Genomic DNA, 15,811 nt, shown 5'->3' on the forward strand with positions numbered 1-15,811 from the left:
CCCCTCCTGAAGAAATTTTCAACTCCCTCAGCAGCGTTTATTATCTTACTAAACCTTCGAACTCTTGTCAAGCCCTTACGCTTAGTTTTTATTTCGCCGCCTTGCTCTCAAGCCTTTCGCTCTCTTGCCCGACGACAGTTATTAATATTACCAACTTGTTCCTTCTTTTGCAAGCTTTTTTTGCTACTTTTTTAAAAAATAATACTAATCCTTGATATATCAGCGTTTATTGTCCAAAAAGCTTTTGGTTAAATCAGGATTCCTGTACAATGATCCACTTCATGTTGAATAGTTTCTGCAACAAAACCGCTAAAAGTTTGCTTCTGCATCTGGAAATTTAAATTCTGATATTCAACCGTTATTGACTGATAACGTTCCGTCTTCCGCAAACCAAATAAGGAAAGACAACCTTCTTCTATTGAATACCGCCCGCTTTTAGCAATTATCTGCGGATTAATCATCACAATCGGTAAATCTCCCATATAAAAGGCAATAATCTTTTTATTGACGCCAATCATATTAGCTGCAAGTCCGGCAGCCGACTCACGCTCAGCAATTAATGTATCACGCAGATCAATTGCAGTTTGGTAATCTTCTTTAGTTGCTTGTTCCGCTTTTTGCTTTAAAAATAAGGTGTCACGAATGATTTTCTTAGCTGCCATTTCATTTTCCTTCCATATATATAATTAAAATATATAATTAAAATCAGTTTCCCTAACGCAAATTGATCGTCAAATTCTATTAAAAGAAATATTGTCAAACAATTTTAATAGTTTTGCACACGTTTATTAACACAATCGTTCTATAATACAATTATATCTTCGAGAGGAGCAAATTTGAATTTTGAAACATAAAATTATTACATTAGCGGCAGCTCTAACCTTGGGCTTAACCGCACCATTAGCTACCAGCGCTGTCCAAACTGAAGCAGCGTCTAGCACTAGCAGTCAAAATGACATGTACACTTTTGTGAGAAATACGCTGCAGCAGCACCACATGCGCGGTAGTGTTGCCGTCATCAAAAACGGACAGGTGCAGACAGTCAGTTATGGTTATGCCTGGTACGGCAAACGCATTGGCAATGGCGACGACAGCGTTGTTTATCCAACCGCATCCCTGCAAAAAGTAATCACTGGCGCAATGATTATCCAGCTAATCAACGAAAATTTACATACCGACAATGCCTTTTCGCAATATACCAAAATTTCTCGCTGGTACCCTAATCTGAAAAATGCCGACCAAATTTCTGTCGGTAACCTATTAACTCATACTTCCGGAATTACCGTCACCAATACCGAAATTAACCGCGGTTATAATTATTCCGAAAATAACGCCGTTAATTGGATCGTTAACAAGATTAACAATTCACCTTCGGCACCAGTTGGAACTTACAAGTACAATAATGCCAACTACATCCTGCTGGTCGGCATTATCCGGCAACTAACCGGTCAATCTTATGAAGCAAACTTCCAGAATCGGATTGTTAACAAGCTCGGCCTTAAAAGCACCTACTTGTACCAAAACATTCCCAGTGGCATGACCGATCCAATTTCATATTATTCCAACGGCGGAAAAAATTACCAAAATTCTTCTTATGTTAAACGGTCCCTCGCTTCTCAAATTCCTGGTGCCGGCAATCTATTCTCAACGCCAGAAGAATATTACAAGATTCAGGTTGGTTTAACCGACGGTACGATCCTCAATAAGGACGACTTCAATTACCTCACCCACTTAAATAGTAAGATAACTGATTATTCCGGCGGCATGTACCTCAAAAACAATGATTCGTTAAAATTGGCTTACGGCAGTCTTAGCGGTAATCACTTCGGCACTTGGGTACAATTAACAACCGATAATCAAAACGGAATTGTCATGTTCCTTAACCAAACTGATGACAACGAAAACGATGAAAAAGACGTTGGTTATGCCATTTTGCAGCATCTTAAGCCAAACACATTTGTTTCCAGATAAATTAACCAAACTAAAAAAGCTTCCATATACATGGAAGCTTTTTTATTCCGCAAATAATAATTCGTACATTCTGGCTTCAAGCGGGTGCTTCAATAATAGATTCATCCCTACTGCTGCCTTCTTTTTCGGCCCCAGCAATTCCTCTTTCACTGTTTCCTTTTGAATATTGGCCTCACCTAAATAGAAAAATTGCTTGCCGATTGCATCGCTCTTCTTCACAAACAAGTGCAGCTTCATCTGCGGTGAATTAAGTAATCGCTGCACTTCATCTGAATCAAGGTGGCGCGGCGAACGAGTGTACCAGCGCAAACTCCGACCATCTTCTAGCGTATTATCATAAACCGCGTTGCGCTTATCAGCCGAATCCTTTTGGTAAGTGATAAAGATTGGCGTCTCTTTTTCATCTACCCGATAACCATACATTGGCGCCGACACGTCCTTGGGCCAATTAAGCAGACGGCAAACGTCCTTACGGTCATACTGCTGATAAAGCGTAAATTGCTGTTGGTTATCATACTGCTTGTTAAGGGCTAAGCCAGTCTTAACCACATCAACGAACAATTTCTTAAACATCGCATTTGCTTCTAGTGCCTGCTGCAATTGCGGTGACAAGCGATAATCCAATAAATTCGGGTGCACGATTAATGCTTGGTCGCCATACTGCGCCTTTTTGGTGGTTTTTCCTTGCTTAATATTGAAAAAGGATAGCGACAAAATTGCCTCAACCGAAGTTAATACCGCACGATCGACATAAGCATGATGTTGACGCAATTCCTGCTCATATTCGTCCTGACTGACTTGTCCTTTTGCCAGCAATAATTGTAATAAACAGAGTTCGTGTGGCCTTTTGCCGTTCAACAACGCCTTAGTCACAAATGATAAGACTGCATTTTCATACTTATTTAGTTCAACCGGCTCGCCCATTTTACTTAAAAACTGCCCGTAGTGCTGCAAACTATGATTATTCGCAAAGACCAGCGGTGAAGTTGAACCATACTGATAAAAATCAAACAATATCGGCGGCCGGCCAATTTTTTCTTGCAAATCATTGTAGGACTGTCGCAATTCCTTCAGGCTATCAAGTTTAATCTGGTCAAGTGATGCCAAAATTTTATCCGAAGCAATCCGACTGAAGTTAATCGTTGACACATCAATTAGTCCCGGCAATGTGCTCTCTTCTCGCGCCTTATCTTGACTGCGGCTAGCGTCTTGATTCAGTGCAATCGGAATTAAATAATTATTTTTATAATTACCGATAAAATCAATTACCGTAACGTAGTCTTTCCCAGGATACTTCCTTAGTCCCCGTCCTAACTGCTGAATAAAGACAATACTCGACTGGGTATTACGTAGCATCACAATCTGATTAAGTGAAGGAATATCAATTCCCTCGTTAAACAGGTCAACAGTTACAATGTATTCAATTTGGCCGCTTTCAAGCTGGGCAACCACTTCTGCCCGCCTAACTTCGCTGTCTTCATTAGTCAAAGCAACTGCTGAATGACCACGCGCAGTAAACAATTGGGCTAATTCGCGAGCTTCTTCCTGGCGGCTGCAAAAAACTAAGCCGCGGGCTTTTGCCCCGCAATAACCATAATAATTAAGCTGCTCTAACACATAGTCAACTCGTTTAGGTGCTACCAAATTACGCAAATTAGTCGTTTCATCAATGCTCTCGCCATCAACCTCATAATCTTCCACCCCAACGTAATGGAATGGTGCCAGCATTTTTTCTTCTAAGGCATCCCGCAGTCTAATCTCATAGGCCAAATTATAATCAAACAGTTGGTAGACATCCTGGTCATCCATTCGCTCAGGCGTTGCTGTCATCCCCAGCCAAAATTGCGGCGTGAAATAATCAAGCACGCGCTGATAACTAGGCGCAGCAGCCCGGTGGGCTTCATCAATTAAAATATAATCAAATTCATCTTGAGAGAGACTAGCAAGCATATCCGGCTGACTCAGGGTTTGCACAGTCGCAAAAACATACTGGCAGTTAAGCTGATGCTTGTGACCAGTTAACAAGCCATAATTACTACGCTCACCGCCAATTACTTGGTAAAAACTTTCTAAGGCCTTTTTAGCAATCTGCTCGCGATGCACAACGTATAAGAACTTGTGTGGTGCAAAATCCTTTACGGCAAAGGCACCAAGATACGTTTTTCCTGTTCCTGTTGCCGAAACAACTAACCCGCGCTTTTGCCCAGTGTCAACTAGCGCCTTTAGTTCTTTTAAGGCAGCAGTCTGCATTTGGTTAGGGGTAATTGGGGATGCTGTTTTGGGCTTAGGCAATACTCTGCTTACAGGTTTTACCCAATTTGCCTCATATTCTTGAAGCCATTCTGCAGTTAACGACACACTTGTTTCTTCTAGTTGCTGAATTTGTGCGGCCAGTTGCTTGGTTAAGGCCGCATTTTCACGCGAACTAACTTTTAAGGCCCACTCATAATTACTAAGTAAGGCTGCTCTAGTGAAGTTAGCACTGCCAATTACTAATGTCTGCCATTCATCATGGTCAAACAGGTAACCCTTGGCATGAAAGCCATTGTTTGCGGCAATTTTAACTGTTAAATTAGGAATTTTCATTAATTCACGGAACACTTGCGGATTATTAAATGCCAAATAGTCACCCGTAATAATTGTCCCGCTGACACCTTTAATTGCTAAGTCAGCCATCACTACCTTAAAGGGCACCAGCATATCTTGAGTGACAAAAGCGACGGCCCAGGTAAAATTACGGCACGTCAATAGCTCTTGGCGTAAAGTCAGCCAAATTTTATCGGTTTTTGTATTTCTCAACAATTTTGGACTAAGTAATTCATGCCCCGGATAATCGGCATCATATAAGCCATTCAAAATTGCATCTTGCAGTGGTTTGTTCATTCATATCGCCTCAAGTTAATTTTACACAAAAGAAAAGTTGAAACCCACCTTTTAAATTTGGCATTAAAAATAGTAGAACAAAAAAGCAGTCAACTACAAGTAGTTGACTGCTTTTTTAATATAGCTTAGTACTAATTAACGGAAGATGTTAAAAAAGTCACTTACGTTAGTAATAATACCGTTTGCCATACTCAATGCGCTTTGTACGATGTTAATCCATGACATAATAAATTTCCCCCTAACACTTAAAAAATTGACCCTCATCAGAAAGTCTAGTTAAGTGTACTCTTTAATATTAATATAGTCAAAAATTATACCCTAATATAATTTTAGTTATATATACTATATGTCTATATTTATTATGATTGGACAATGGTCTGCTCGTGCACCTGTATCCATCATTTCTGAATTTTGCACCTTGTCAGCAATCCGGTTGCTTGCAAGCCAGTAGTCGATGCGCCAGCCAGAATTATTGGCCTTAGCTGTCCGTACTCGTTGAGCCCACCATGAATATACGCCTTCAACATTACCATTGACTTTTCTAAAAGTATCGGTAAAGCCAGCATCAAGTAATTTAGTAAAATCTACCCGCTCTTCATCAGTGAAGCCCGCAGAATGATGGTTGTTATCGGGATGCTTCAAGTCAATTTCTGTATGAGCAACATTATAGTCGCCACTCGCCAAAACCGGCTTCTTCTTATCTAACTCCTGTAAGTAGGCAACGTATTTTTCATCCCAAAGTTGTCGCTCCCCTAGGCGCTTCAAACCACTACCGGAATTAGGCGTATACACCTGCGTAACAAAAACTTCAGGAAACTCCAAGGTGATAATTCGACCTTCATGATCCATTGGCTCAGGAGCGCCAATTTCTGGATAAGTTATCTTAGGCGTCAAATCCTTTTTGTACAAGTACATTGTGCCGGCATAACCCTTACGTGCAGGTTCCTCAGATGAGCGCCACACATAATCGTATTCAGGAAATTGCGCTGCCAAAACTTCCTGATGCTTCTTGGTCGGACCAGTCGCCCGCAATTTAGTTTCCTGAATTGCAATCACATCTGGATTTTCGTCATGAATTTTAGCCAAAACTTTCCGCGTTTCTTCAGCCCGCGCGGAAGTTCCTGTCAGAGCTGCATTTAGTGAGTCAATATTCCACGAAATTAAGATCATTTTATTCTCCTTATTTTATCTGTCCCACTTATTATAATGTTTTTTAAAAATGACTCAATATTTCATCAACTGCACTGCCATAACTTTCACCAAATAGGCAAAGGTGCATGCACAAGTAATAGAAACGATACCAATTTAGCCGCTGTGCAAGTTCCTCATCAAGCGGATATTCTTCATAATAAGCACGATAAAACTGATTGCTAAAGCCGCCGAACACAGTTGTCATTGCCAGGTCAAACTCACGATCGCCATAGATCACATCCGGATCAATTAAGTATGGCATGCCGCGTGCAAACAAAACATTGCCAAACCACAAATCGCCATGACACAAGCTTGGCGTTACTTCATGGCGATCATAATAATCTGTAAATTGCACCACCATTCGCCGGAAATGTTCTTCACGCTCATCATTCCAGTAACCCAATTTTTGCGCACTTGCCACTTCTGGCTCCAGCCGCTGCCTAATATAAAAATCCACCCAACTCTGATTCCACTGATTATTCTTAATCATCACGCGATTTTGCGATTGATCGCCAAAGCCGAACCGGTCATTATGAAAGTGATGCAACTTAGCAACTTGCCTGCCTAAATCAGCCTGACTACCGACATCAGTCTCAAGCCAATTCAAAATTAGATAGGCCGTACCATTTATTTGTCCCTGAAAAAGCGGCGTTAACGTATTAACTCCAGCTTTTGCGATTTCTTTTAGTCCCGACACTTCATGGTCAAAATAGGCAGCTGAACTATTTGGCTGAACCTTCATAAAATAAGCTCTGGTTAGTATCTTAATTTGATAAGCTTTATTTGTATCACCTCCGTGAATAGTTTTACAAGCTAGGATATTTTTAACCGGTAATTGGCTGAGCCATTCTTTTGTCATAATCATTTTATTTACTCCATTATGCTGATAATTCAACGATTATTAATAAAATTAATTTTTTCACAAGTTTATTATTCCATTGTACTGATACAAGTGTATAATAACACAAGAGACAATAATATTAATTTTATGGAGGTTAAGATTTATGACTAAGATTTTTGCTTATGCGATTCGAAAAGATGAAGAACCATACGTTACCGAATGGAAAAACGCACACAAGGACGTTGATGTTGATTTTACCGATCAATTATTGACTCCCGAAACTGCTAAATTGGCCAAAGGTGCCGATGGCGTCGTTACTTATCAGCAATTAGACTACAAGGCAGACACAATTGAAGCCTTAGATAAATTAGGCATTCATAACTGGTCGCTGCGTAACGTCGGAATTGATAACATTGACTTGCCAAAGGCTAAATCATTAGGCTTTAAATTAACCAATGTTCCTGTCTACTCCCCAGATGCGATCGCTGAACATGCTGCTGTTCAAGCTGCACGAATTTTGCGTCAAGATAAGCAAATGGATGAAAAGATTGCTCGGCATGATTTCCGTTGGGCACCAACAATTGGACGTGAAGTTCGTGACCAAACTGTCGGTGTCATCGGTACCGGCCATATTGGTCAAGTATTTATGAAGATTATGGAAGGCTTTGGCGCTAAAGTCATTGCTTACGATATTTACAGAAATCCTGAACTTGAAAAGCAAGGCTACTATGTTGATTCCCTTGACGACATCTATGCTCAAGCAGATGTTATTTCATTGCACGTTCCTGACACCCCAGAGAATGTCCACATGATTAATGATGATTCAATCAAGAAGATGAAGGATGATGTCGTCATTATTAACGTCTCACGTGGTCCATTAGTCGACACTGACGCCGTTATTCGCGGCTTAGATTCAGGTAAAATCTTTGGCTTTGTCATGGATACTTACGAAAGTGAAGTTGGTATTTTCAATAGCGACTTTAGCGACAAGGACTTGCCTGATAAGCGCTTGGCAGATTTGATTGCACGGCCAAATGTTTTGGTAACACCACATACTGCTTTCTATACAACTCATGCAGTTCGCAACATGGTTGTTAAAGCCTTCGACAACAACTTGAAATTAATTAACGGCGAAACTCCTGATACTCCCGTTGATTTGGACAAAGAATTTTAATTAATAGTAATTCCTTTCTTACATGTAACTAAAAATAGACATTGGGTAAAATCACCCAATGCCTATTTTGTTTGTCTCGTTAAAAAAGGCGAAATGTTCCATATGAAACATTTCGCCTTTTTAATTAGTTAGCTGATGCGTTAATCGCTTGAATTAAGGCATTTCTAAAGCCTGTCTCCTCTAACTTAACAACGCCCTTAATGGTCGTACCACCAGGGGTAGTTACCTCATTCTTCAATTCCTCAGGTAACTTCTTAGTAGTCAATGCTAACTTAGCCGTTCCCAAAATCATCTTTTCAATTATTGGATAAGATTCGGCACGCTTAACACCATTTTGTACAGCAGCATCACTCAGTGCTTCAATCATTAAGTCAACATAAGCAGGTGCACAGCCAGCAACCGTTCCGTATATTCCCAAAAGATTTTCGGGAACAACGTAGACATCACCAAGCTTGCCCAAAATCTCCTTGGTGGTCTTAATGACCCCTTCTTTTTCATCAGGAATGAAGCTGACAGCCGTAATGCCCTCGCCAATTTGAACAGGAGTATTAGGTACTATTTTCGCAAATGATGTATCAGAAGCCGCTTCTTGGTTAACTTTTACTAAGTCACCGCCACCCGTCGACATCATAATACCGTGATAAGTTTGACCCAATTTTTGTAAAATTGTATTAATCACTGGCCCGCCAACTGCAACAATTACCGCGGTACAATCATTAAATTCCGCATAATCATTAACTAAATGTAGACCCTTTTCAGCAGCAATCTTTTGGGCAGACTTGTGTCCCCCATCGAAGACATAGATATCTTTTCCCGCAATATCCGCTTGTAATAAGCCTAAAATAATTGATGAGCCAATTTTCCCAGTCCCAATAAATCCTATCTTCATTTGCTATTACTCTTTTCTTATATTATTAAAAATCTGTCTTATCTGGATCCTTAGCAACTTGTGCAGCACCATGTAGTCCATCTAATTCCAACATATCTTGGTCGCTAATTGAAAAGTCAAAAATTTGCGCATTAGCAGCAATATACTTTGGATGAACCGACTTAGGCAGCGGCAAGAAATTATGTTGGATTGACCAGCGCAACAATAATTGGGCAGGACTCTTACCATAATGGCCAGCAATCTCAGTAACTATCTCATTTGCGAGTAAACCACCAGTTCCTAAAGGACTGTATGCCTCATTCAAAATTCCTAATTCATCATTATAAGCAGTTACGTCTTTTTGCATATCACTTGGATTTAAATAAATTTGGTTGACGGCTGGTCGAATACCCGCAGTCTTTAACAACTCATCAAGATGGTGTCTTCTAAAATTAGAAACCCCTATTGCCCGAATTTTACCGGCTTTCAAGGCATCTTCCATCGCCCGCCAACTTTCAGCGTTTAATTCAGCCCAGTGATCGCGCATGGCAGCTGGATTAGGCCAATGAATTAAGTACAAATCAAGATAATCCAGGCCTAATTTTTCTAAGCTGGTATCAATTGCGGCTGCAGTTTTCTTATAACCATGATCGGTATTCCACAATTTAGTCGCAACAAACAAATCATAACGATTAATGCCGCTCTTGCTAATACCCTTGCCCACACTTTCCTCATTGCCATAAGCTGCAGCAGTATCAATTAAACGATATCCTGCATTAATTGCGGCCATCACAGAATTTTGCGCAACTTCACCATCAGGAGTCTGCCACGTACCGAAGCCAACAGCAGGAATCTTCACACCATTATTCAATTCATAAGTATCGGTTAACGAATTAATATTATTCATAAGCTTGACCTCTCTTTCATTTTTATTATACCAAACCCCAGCACTTAGTTTGTTACAAAATTAATAAAGTTATTTCGCAATAGTTCAGCGAACTTTTGGTAACTATCAACTTCAAAAAGCGGATGTAAATTAAGGGTATTTAACCGATGACGATGATTGTACCAAACACTGTCAAAGCCATACTTTTCAGCACCCAAGATGTCTGACTGCAGACCATCACCAAAGAAAATTGTCTTCTCAGGAGGAATCTTTGTTCGAGCAAAAAAGTAATCAAAAATTTGTTCATCCGGCTTAGAAACGCCTGCTTCTTGTGAAGTAATAATCAAATTAAAATACTTTTTAATACCGGCAAGCTCCAAGCGTTGATTCTGAATTAGTCGCTCACCATTACTCAAAATTGTTAACTGATAACCTAGTTGGCGTGCGAGCTTGAGCGTACTTTCAACTCCTGGCAAAAGCTGATGTGCCTTACTAAAATATGACCGATACTCCCTCATAATTTCTAAGCCATCAACTTCTAAATCCAGATTTTCCTTGAGAAAATGACGAAAAGTTGTCTCACTTAACTCTTCATAAGTAATTTCACCTAATTCAAGTTGGCGCCACAATTCTTGATTATAACGATGATAATTCTGCTGCAATGCTGGTGTCAGCTGCCAATGATGTGCAGCAAAAAGTTGCTGCAGTGAAAATTTCTCAGTAGCAGCTGAATCAATTAACGTATCATCAACGTCAAAAATTATTTGTTGATATTTCAAATGCCACTATCCTTTCATATTATTTCCTGGGGAATAACAATTAACCCAAAATGTCTAAAAGAATATTATAACAATCTTCAATGCAAAAAGTAGTTGCTTAACTATTTTTAAAGTTAATCCTTTTTCTGCACTCTTTTATGCAAACCGGCTATAATAATTCTTAATTTAATTGGAGGAATTAATTATGCTGACACTTTTACTGATCTTTTTAATAACTTGGCTTTTACTAAAGCTGGGTGCTGAAGTATTTAAAATTTGTTTCTTCCTATTAGCCTGCGGCATTATCTTTGTCTTCTTCATTCATTTGTTACTACCACTAGTTATTCTAGCGGCAGTTATCAGTCTTGTATTTGCAATCATCTAAAAATAGCAGCTCAATTATGAGCTGCTTTTTTATTTATCCTAACTGATTATCAAGTAGCAATCGCAGTCGCGAAACCACCTCACGTGGTCCCGCCATAATCAAATGATCGCCAAGCTGCAATCGCAGATCATCACGCGGATCAACGAACTTACCATGACGAACAATCTTACTAATTACGACTTCATTAATTTCAGGCAAATCTGATATCAAACCGCCGTTAAAACGAGTATTAGTCATTGTTACTTCAAACAAACTTGACGTTGATGAAGTAATAAAGCGCAAAACTTCTGGCGATTCAATCGCGGTGCGAAAGACACCAACACCTGTATCAAAGGTATTAAAGTATTCAATCTTCAAATTACTTAGTTCCTTCTCCATCGCATCAGCTTCATCAGGATCGGGATCATCCATTCTTACGAGAACACGTTCAACACCGTACTTTTTCGCGGCCAACGCCAAATTATAGTTAATCTTGGAATGGATATCCGTAATTACCAGAATATCGGTATCAAAAATTCCCTGTTTAATTAAATCAGCTGGTTCCATCGTCTCAAGCAGCGTTACTGGTGCTGAATTTTTATAAGTTTCATAGCTTTCTTGATGTTGCGTATATAAACTCGTGTCATACCAATCATGTGGTAATTGGTGGCAGGTGGCAACAGAAGTAACTGTCGTACCAATAATATGAACGGTTGTCTTGGGTAGCTTTTCGTCTTTAGGCTGGTACAGCTTTTTAAAGAGCATTGGTCCAATTAAGCACGTTAATACCGCCGCCAAAGTTAAGGCACCACCTTGCTGGCTATTTAATGCATGAATGTTTTGCGCAATCGCTACACCTGAAATAACCAAGGTCATTGTTGTTTCAACCAAAAAGGTACCTGCTAAGGCGTTCTGCTTAGAAAATAGCCGTTTAAAACTATAATAAGCTGGCATTTTAGCTACCAAGAATGCCAATAACAGCAAAGGAATTAAGGTTAAGGTCGCTCTTGAGCTAAGTAGCGAAACCAAGTCCAACTTCACACCTGTCAAAATAAAGAAAAACGGAATTAAGAAGCCATAACCAATCGCGTTTAACTTTTCTTCAGTTGCTTCTTCAGGTTCCAGCAATTTAATGACAATCCCTGCTAAGAATGCTCCCAAAATGTTTTCGGCGCCGACTGATGTCGCCAGAACAACCAAGATAACAATTACCAAAAAGGCAAACCGCATATCAAGCTGGGTAGTCGACTTAGTTAATTTGCCAAACACATTAAAGAAATTACGAAACCGTGCTAGTAAGTAAGCCGCAGCCAAAAAGACAAGCGAAATCAACCATAATGTGCCGCCATTACCACTTTTAATTGAGGAATAGATAGTTAAGCCAAGCAGCGGAATAATTTCACCTAACACCCCAAATAGCAGTAAAGTTTGCCCATACGATTGCCCCAGCAAATTATTTTCTTTCAAAATGCTAATCATAACGCCGAGCGAAACGGTCGCAAACAAGATTACTGACAAAAAGACATCTGAAAATAGTCCACAAACTTTAAATAAGATTCCTAAAACAACTGATACGACAATTGTCAGTGAATAAGCGATAATTGCGATTTTTAGCGGTGTTTCTTTGGTTTTATTTTGTGCTTTTTTAGTAGCTAATTCTGTCATCGGCTTACTCTTTTTAAATAGTGAAAAATCGATTTCCATCCCACTCAAAAACAGCAGCATAATCGTGCCCAGTGTACTCAAAGTATTCAAAACAGAATTAATATGAATAATGTTAAAGCAGCTTTTGCCTAGAATCACACCGACAATAATTTCCGCAACGGTTGTTGGTATTAGTGATACTTTAAACCGCGCTAATAGCGTCGGTGTCAAAAAAGCAGCCACAGACACAATAACAAGCGATAAATCCATTAATTTACTCCCCCAATAAAATTTGTTCAACTTATTCATTTTACCAAAATATATACTAGGTAACGCAAAAAATCGTATACATTTATGAAAAGCTGTATAAAAAAAGAACTCAAATTGAGTTCTTTAGTGCTTAATCCAAATCAAGTGGTATCTTGTGCGTTGGCTTAGGATATTGCTCATCAATTGCCGCTAGGTCAGCAGCAGTTAGTTCCAAATCAGCAGCCGCAATATTGTCCTTCATGTGATCTGCATTAGCCGTTTGCGGAATCGCAATCGTTATTCCGTCACGAATTGTCCAGCTAAGTAACACTTGATAAACTGAGGCGTTATGCTCATCAGCAATTTGTTTAATTACTGGATTAGTCAGCATATCGGTATGCAAGTTGTTGTCTAAGCCGCCAACTGGACTATAAGCAAGCAGCGGTATGTCACGTTCTTTTTGCCACGGAATCAAATCAAAATCTAACCCACGAGCATTCAGATTATAGAGGTCTTCGTTTGCTGCTAAATTATGACCGGCAGGAAGCGCCTCGACTTCTTCTAAATCTGCCACATCAAAATTAGAAACACCCCAAGACTTAATCTTGCCCTTTTCACGCATTCGATCCAATTCAGCAATTGATTCCTCTAGTGGCACCTGATCGCGCCAGTGAAGTAAGTACATATCCAAATAATCCGTATTGAGACGACCTAAACTAGCATCTAAGTGCTTCTCCAAGTCCTTTTTCGTCGCATTTTCCGGCCAAACTTTTGAAACGACAAACAATTCCTCACGTTTGTACGGCTTAATTGCTTGACCCACTAAGGTTTCAGATGCACCTTTACCGTAAATTTCCGCGGTATCGATTAACTTAGCACCTGCTTCAATTCCAGCTTGAATTGCGGCTGTTTCTGCTTGCTGCTTAGCCGGATCACTACCCATGTGCCAAGTACCAATGCCAATTGCCGGTACCATGCGGCCATTAATTTTTACTTGTTTCATTAAATTCTCCTAGTTTATTCCCACCACAGTTTAATTAGTCCTTGCGTGCCTAAATCACCCAAGTCTTTTTCATCAACCAAGATTTCATAGAGTTCCTTAGCTTTTTCCGTTGCCGGCAGCTCAACATCCATTTCTTGAGCTGTGTCGAGCGCAATCCGCAAATCCTTTAAGAAATGTTTGCTAAAAAATCCGGGAGTATAATCACCTTTTAAAACTCTTGGCGCATAGTTGCTTAAGCTCCAGTTAGCAGCACTACCGCCGCCAACTGTTTTGACTACTGCCGGCAAATCTAGCCCCGCCTTTTGCGCGTAAACCAGCATTTCAGTCATCCCCGTCATTGTTCCGGCAATCATAATCTGGTTGGCCATTTTAGTGTTTTGACCAGCACCTGCTGGACCAAAATATTGCGCCATACTGCTGATTGCTTCAAAAACTGGCTTTAAGGTCGTAAAGGCTTCCTTGTCGCCGCCAACCATGACAGTCAACGTGCCATTTTTAGCACCTAAGTCACCACCAGAAACTGGTGCATCCAAAACTTGCGCACCCTGTTCTTCACCTGCAGCGTAAATCTTCTCCGCTAACTTAGGCTTAGAAGTTGTCATGTCAACGATGATCTTGCCCTGAACATCAGTTGTTAAAATACCGTCAGTGCCAAAATAAATTTGCTCAACATCCCGCGGAAAGCCAACCATCGTGAAAATCACATCGGTCGCATCCGTAACCGCCTTAGGATTAGCACACCAAGTAGCACCTTCAGCCACCAAATTATCTGTCTTGGACTTAGTGCGATTATAGACCCATAACTTATAACCCGCTTTTAGCAAATTAAGACAAATCGCATTGCCCATCACACCTGTTCCGATAAAGCCAATTTTCATGATAATTCCTTCCTTAAATCATCAAATAATCAATAGTTTCACTCTATAATAGCACTTTATAATTAATTTTTAACCATCCGAATTAATTACAAATAAAAAAGGTACTTCCTTGAAGAAGTGCCCCTCAATCTTATTTGATAATTACCTTGTACAAGAATGCAGCTAAGCAATACAGCAAGGCAATATGTGCCGGATAGAAAATATAAAAGAAATACTTCATGCCCGGACCCTTTTGACCGTTATAAAACCAGATCGGAATAATTGCAAAAATCATCATCCACTGAGTTGAACCAGTTAAACCATAAAGTAGCGCGGTTATTGCAATCAGCAGACATTGAATTTTTTTGTTGTTTCTGAATAAATATAGCAGCGGAATTAACAAAACCATAACATTATTTTCGGCTAAGAGAATTGCTGGAAAAATGCCCAGGGCAATTTGCTTAATTATTAATGGCAGGCCAGCTGCACCAACAAGAAGTGTTGTAATCACTGAGAAAATAAACGGTAAGGCAAACCATAAAATTCCTAAACTAATATGTTTTGCCTTGTTGCCATTTTTAGCAGCCGCAAACTGATCGATACCAGTCATAAACATTGTTCCAATAAACAAATCACGGAAAATGTTATTGATTAACACTACTTGCTCAAAGTGGACTGTTTTTTCCAAAATTGCTGTGAACAGCGCCATCAACACCATTGAAATATACAGCCGTTCCATATATTTCTTCTTATCATGCGTGTGGCTAAAGCCAACTACACTAGTAAAAAAGAAAATAGTGGCGACTGGTCGACCGAACCAGTCCAGCCAATTCGGTGCGCCCAGTGGATAAAACATCTGGTGAAAATGATCAACTACCATTAAAATAATTCCGATTATTTTCAAGTCAAAAGTAGTTAAACCTCGTACTTTTTTAGCAATCTGCATATTGTTCTCCTTTTCCTAATACATAGCTGCTAAAGTTTACCATAGCTAGCCAGATGACCCAAATATCAGGCTTGGAATGTGAATTAGTCACAAACTATTAATAATTGACTGCTTTGATAGCTATTTCTTTAATTCTAGGTTTGCCATAATGTTAGTGAACATGAGAGACTAGCTAG

At 39.7% G+C, this 15,811-nt stretch carries 15 protein-coding genes; 4 read left to right on the top strand and 11 right to left on the bottom strand.

What is annotated here, in order from left to right; genetic code table 11:
• Positions 1–215, top strand: a 215-nt coding sequence (locus PT278_RS02540; RefSeq protein WP_277129974.1) for a hypothetical protein, incomplete at its 5' end; no start/stop codon positions are given.
• A gap of 33 nt (positions 216–248) precedes the next feature.
• On the opposite strand, the gene PT278_RS02545 is transcribed toward PT278_RS02540, so the two are convergent.
• Positions 249–662 (bottom strand): peptide deformylase, encoded by a 414-nt coding sequence (locus PT278_RS02545; RefSeq protein ID WP_277129975.1) that lies wholly within the window; start codon positions 660–662, stop codon positions 249–251.
• A gap of 181 nt (positions 663–843) precedes the next feature.
• On the opposite strand from PT278_RS02545, the gene PT278_RS02550 reads away from it, so the two are divergent.
• Positions 844–1,971, top strand: a complete 1,128-nt coding sequence (locus tag PT278_RS02550; protein ID WP_277129976.1) for a serine hydrolase domain-containing protein — start codon at positions 844–846, stop codon at positions 1,969–1,971.
• Between the two features lie 42 nt (positions 1,972–2,013).
• On the opposite strand, the gene PT278_RS02555 is transcribed toward PT278_RS02550, so the two are convergent.
• The 3 genes from PT278_RS02555 to PT278_RS02565 form a co-directional block, all read right to left on the bottom strand.
• Positions 2,014–4,854 carry a DEAD/DEAH box helicase gene (locus PT278_RS02555; protein ID WP_277129977.1) on the bottom strand — a complete coding sequence of 947 codons (2,841 nt, stop codon included), beginning with the start codon at positions 4,852–4,854 and terminating at the stop codon, positions 2,014–2,016.
• 342 nt (positions 4,855–5,196) lie between these two features.
• Complete coding sequence (locus PT278_RS02560) at positions 5,197–6,024, bottom strand: exodeoxyribonuclease III (RefSeq protein WP_277129978.1); 828 nt, start codon at positions 6,022–6,024, stop codon at positions 5,197–5,199.
• A 43-nt stretch (positions 6,025–6,067) separates the two neighbouring features.
• Positions 6,068–6,910 (bottom strand): fructosamine kinase family protein, encoded by an 843-nt coding sequence (locus tag PT278_RS02565; protein ID WP_277129979.1) that lies wholly within the window; start codon positions 6,908–6,910, stop codon positions 6,068–6,070.
• Positions 6,911–7,049: 139 nt separating this feature from the next.
• On the opposite strand from PT278_RS02565, the gene PT278_RS02570 reads away from it, so the two are divergent.
• Positions 7,050–8,060, top strand: a complete 1,011-nt coding sequence (locus PT278_RS02570) for a D-2-hydroxyacid dehydrogenase (RefSeq protein ID WP_277129981.1) — start codon at positions 7,050–7,052, stop codon at positions 8,058–8,060.
• A 124-nt stretch (positions 8,061–8,184) separates the two neighbouring features.
• Here PT278_RS02570 and PT278_RS02575 read toward each other — a convergent pair whose 3' ends face one another.
• Genes PT278_RS02575 through PT278_RS02585 form a run of 3 tightly spaced genes read right to left on the bottom strand, consistent with a single transcriptional unit; the run spans position 8,185 to position 10,593 of the window.
• Positions 8,185–8,949, bottom strand: coding sequence for a pyrroline-5-carboxylate reductase dimerization domain-containing protein (locus tag PT278_RS02575; RefSeq protein ID WP_277129982.1), 765 nt, complete (start codon positions 8,947–8,949; stop codon positions 8,185–8,187).
• 25 nt (positions 8,950–8,974) lie between these two features.
• Positions 8,975–9,835: an aldo/keto reductase gene (locus PT278_RS02580; protein ID WP_277129983.1), complete on the bottom strand. Its 861-nt coding sequence runs from the start codon at positions 9,833–9,835 to the stop codon at positions 8,975–8,977.
• Between the two features lie 44 nt (positions 9,836–9,879).
• Complete coding sequence (locus tag PT278_RS02585; protein ID WP_277129984.1) at positions 9,880–10,593, bottom strand: YjjG family noncanonical pyrimidine nucleotidase; 714 nt, start codon at positions 10,591–10,593, stop codon at positions 9,880–9,882.
• Positions 10,594–10,777: 184 nt separating this feature from the next.
• Here PT278_RS02585 and PT278_RS02590 point away from each other — a divergent pair, with 184 nt between their 5' ends.
• Positions 10,778–10,957 carry a hypothetical protein gene (locus PT278_RS02590; protein ID WP_277129985.1) on the top strand — a complete coding sequence of 60 codons (180 nt, stop codon included), beginning with the start codon at positions 10,778–10,780 and terminating at the stop codon, positions 10,955–10,957.
• A gap of 33 nt (positions 10,958–10,990) precedes the next feature.
• On the opposite strand, the gene PT278_RS02595 is transcribed toward PT278_RS02590, so the two are convergent.
• The 4 genes from PT278_RS02595 to PT278_RS02610 all read right to left on the bottom strand — a co-directional run bounded on the left by PT278_RS02595 (position 10,991) and on the right by PT278_RS02610 (position 15,635).
• Positions 10,991–12,850: a cation:proton antiporter gene (locus PT278_RS02595; protein ID WP_277129986.1), complete on the bottom strand. Its 1,860-nt coding sequence runs from the start codon at positions 12,848–12,850 to the stop codon at positions 10,991–10,993.
• Between the two features lie 130 nt (positions 12,851–12,980).
• Complete coding sequence (locus tag PT278_RS02600; protein ID WP_277129987.1) at positions 12,981–13,832, bottom strand: aldo/keto reductase; 852 nt, start codon at positions 13,830–13,832, stop codon at positions 12,981–12,983.
• A gap of 14 nt (positions 13,833–13,846) precedes the next feature.
• On the bottom strand, positions 13,847–14,710 hold the full coding sequence (locus PT278_RS02605) for an NAD(P)-dependent oxidoreductase (RefSeq protein WP_277129989.1): 864 nt from the start codon (positions 14,708–14,710) through the stop codon (positions 13,847–13,849).
• Positions 14,711–14,840: 130 nt separating this feature from the next.
• Entirely contained in the window at positions 14,841–15,635 is a 795-nt protein-coding gene (locus PT278_RS02610) for a TraX family protein (protein ID WP_277129991.1), read from the bottom strand.
• Positions 15,636–15,811 lie beyond the last annotated feature (176 nt).

The organism is Lactobacillus sp. ESL0703, from assembly GCF_029433435.1.
Classification (GTDB): Bacteria; Bacillota; Bacilli; order Lactobacillales; family Lactobacillaceae; genus Lactobacillus.

Coding starts and splice junctions, on each gene's coding strand:
- PT278_RS02545 (WP_277129975.1), bottom strand. CDS start 662: ATGGCAGCTAAGAAAATCATTCGTGACACCTTATTTTTAAAGCAAAAA.
- PT278_RS02555 (WP_277129977.1), bottom strand. CDS start 4,854: ATGAACAAACCACTGCAAGATGCAATTTTGAATGGCTTATATGATGCC.
- PT278_RS02560 (WP_277129978.1), bottom strand. CDS start 6,024: ATGATCTTAATTTCGTGGAATATTGACTCACTAAATGCAGCTCTGACA.
- PT278_RS02565 (WP_277129979.1), bottom strand. CDS start 6,910: ATGATTATGACAAAAGAATGGCTCAGCCAATTACCGGTTAAAAATATC.
- PT278_RS02570 (WP_277129981.1), top strand. CDS start 7,050: ATGACTAAGATTTTTGCTTATGCGATTCGAAAAGATGAAGAACCATAC.
- PT278_RS02575 (WP_277129982.1), bottom strand. CDS start 8,949: ATGAAGATAGGATTTATTGGGACTGGGAAAATTGGCTCATCAATTATT.
- PT278_RS02580 (WP_277129983.1), bottom strand. CDS start 9,835: ATGAATAATATTAATTCGTTAACCGATACTTATGAATTGAATAATGGT.
- PT278_RS02590 (WP_277129985.1), top strand. CDS start 10,778: ATGCTGACACTTTTACTGATCTTTTTAATAACTTGGCTTTTACTAAAG.
- PT278_RS02595 (WP_277129986.1), bottom strand. CDS start 12,850: ATGGATTTATCGCTTGTTATTGTGTCTGTGGCTGCTTTTTTGACACCG.
- PT278_RS02600 (WP_277129987.1), bottom strand. CDS start 13,832: ATGAAACAAGTAAAAATTAATGGCCGCATGGTACCGGCAATTGGCATT.
- PT278_RS02605 (WP_277129989.1), bottom strand. CDS start 14,710: ATGAAAATTGGCTTTATCGGAACAGGTGTGATGGGCAATGCGATTTGT.
- PT278_RS02610 (WP_277129991.1), bottom strand. CDS start 15,635: ATGCAGATTGCTAAAAAAGTACGAGGTTTAACTACTTTTGACTTGAAA.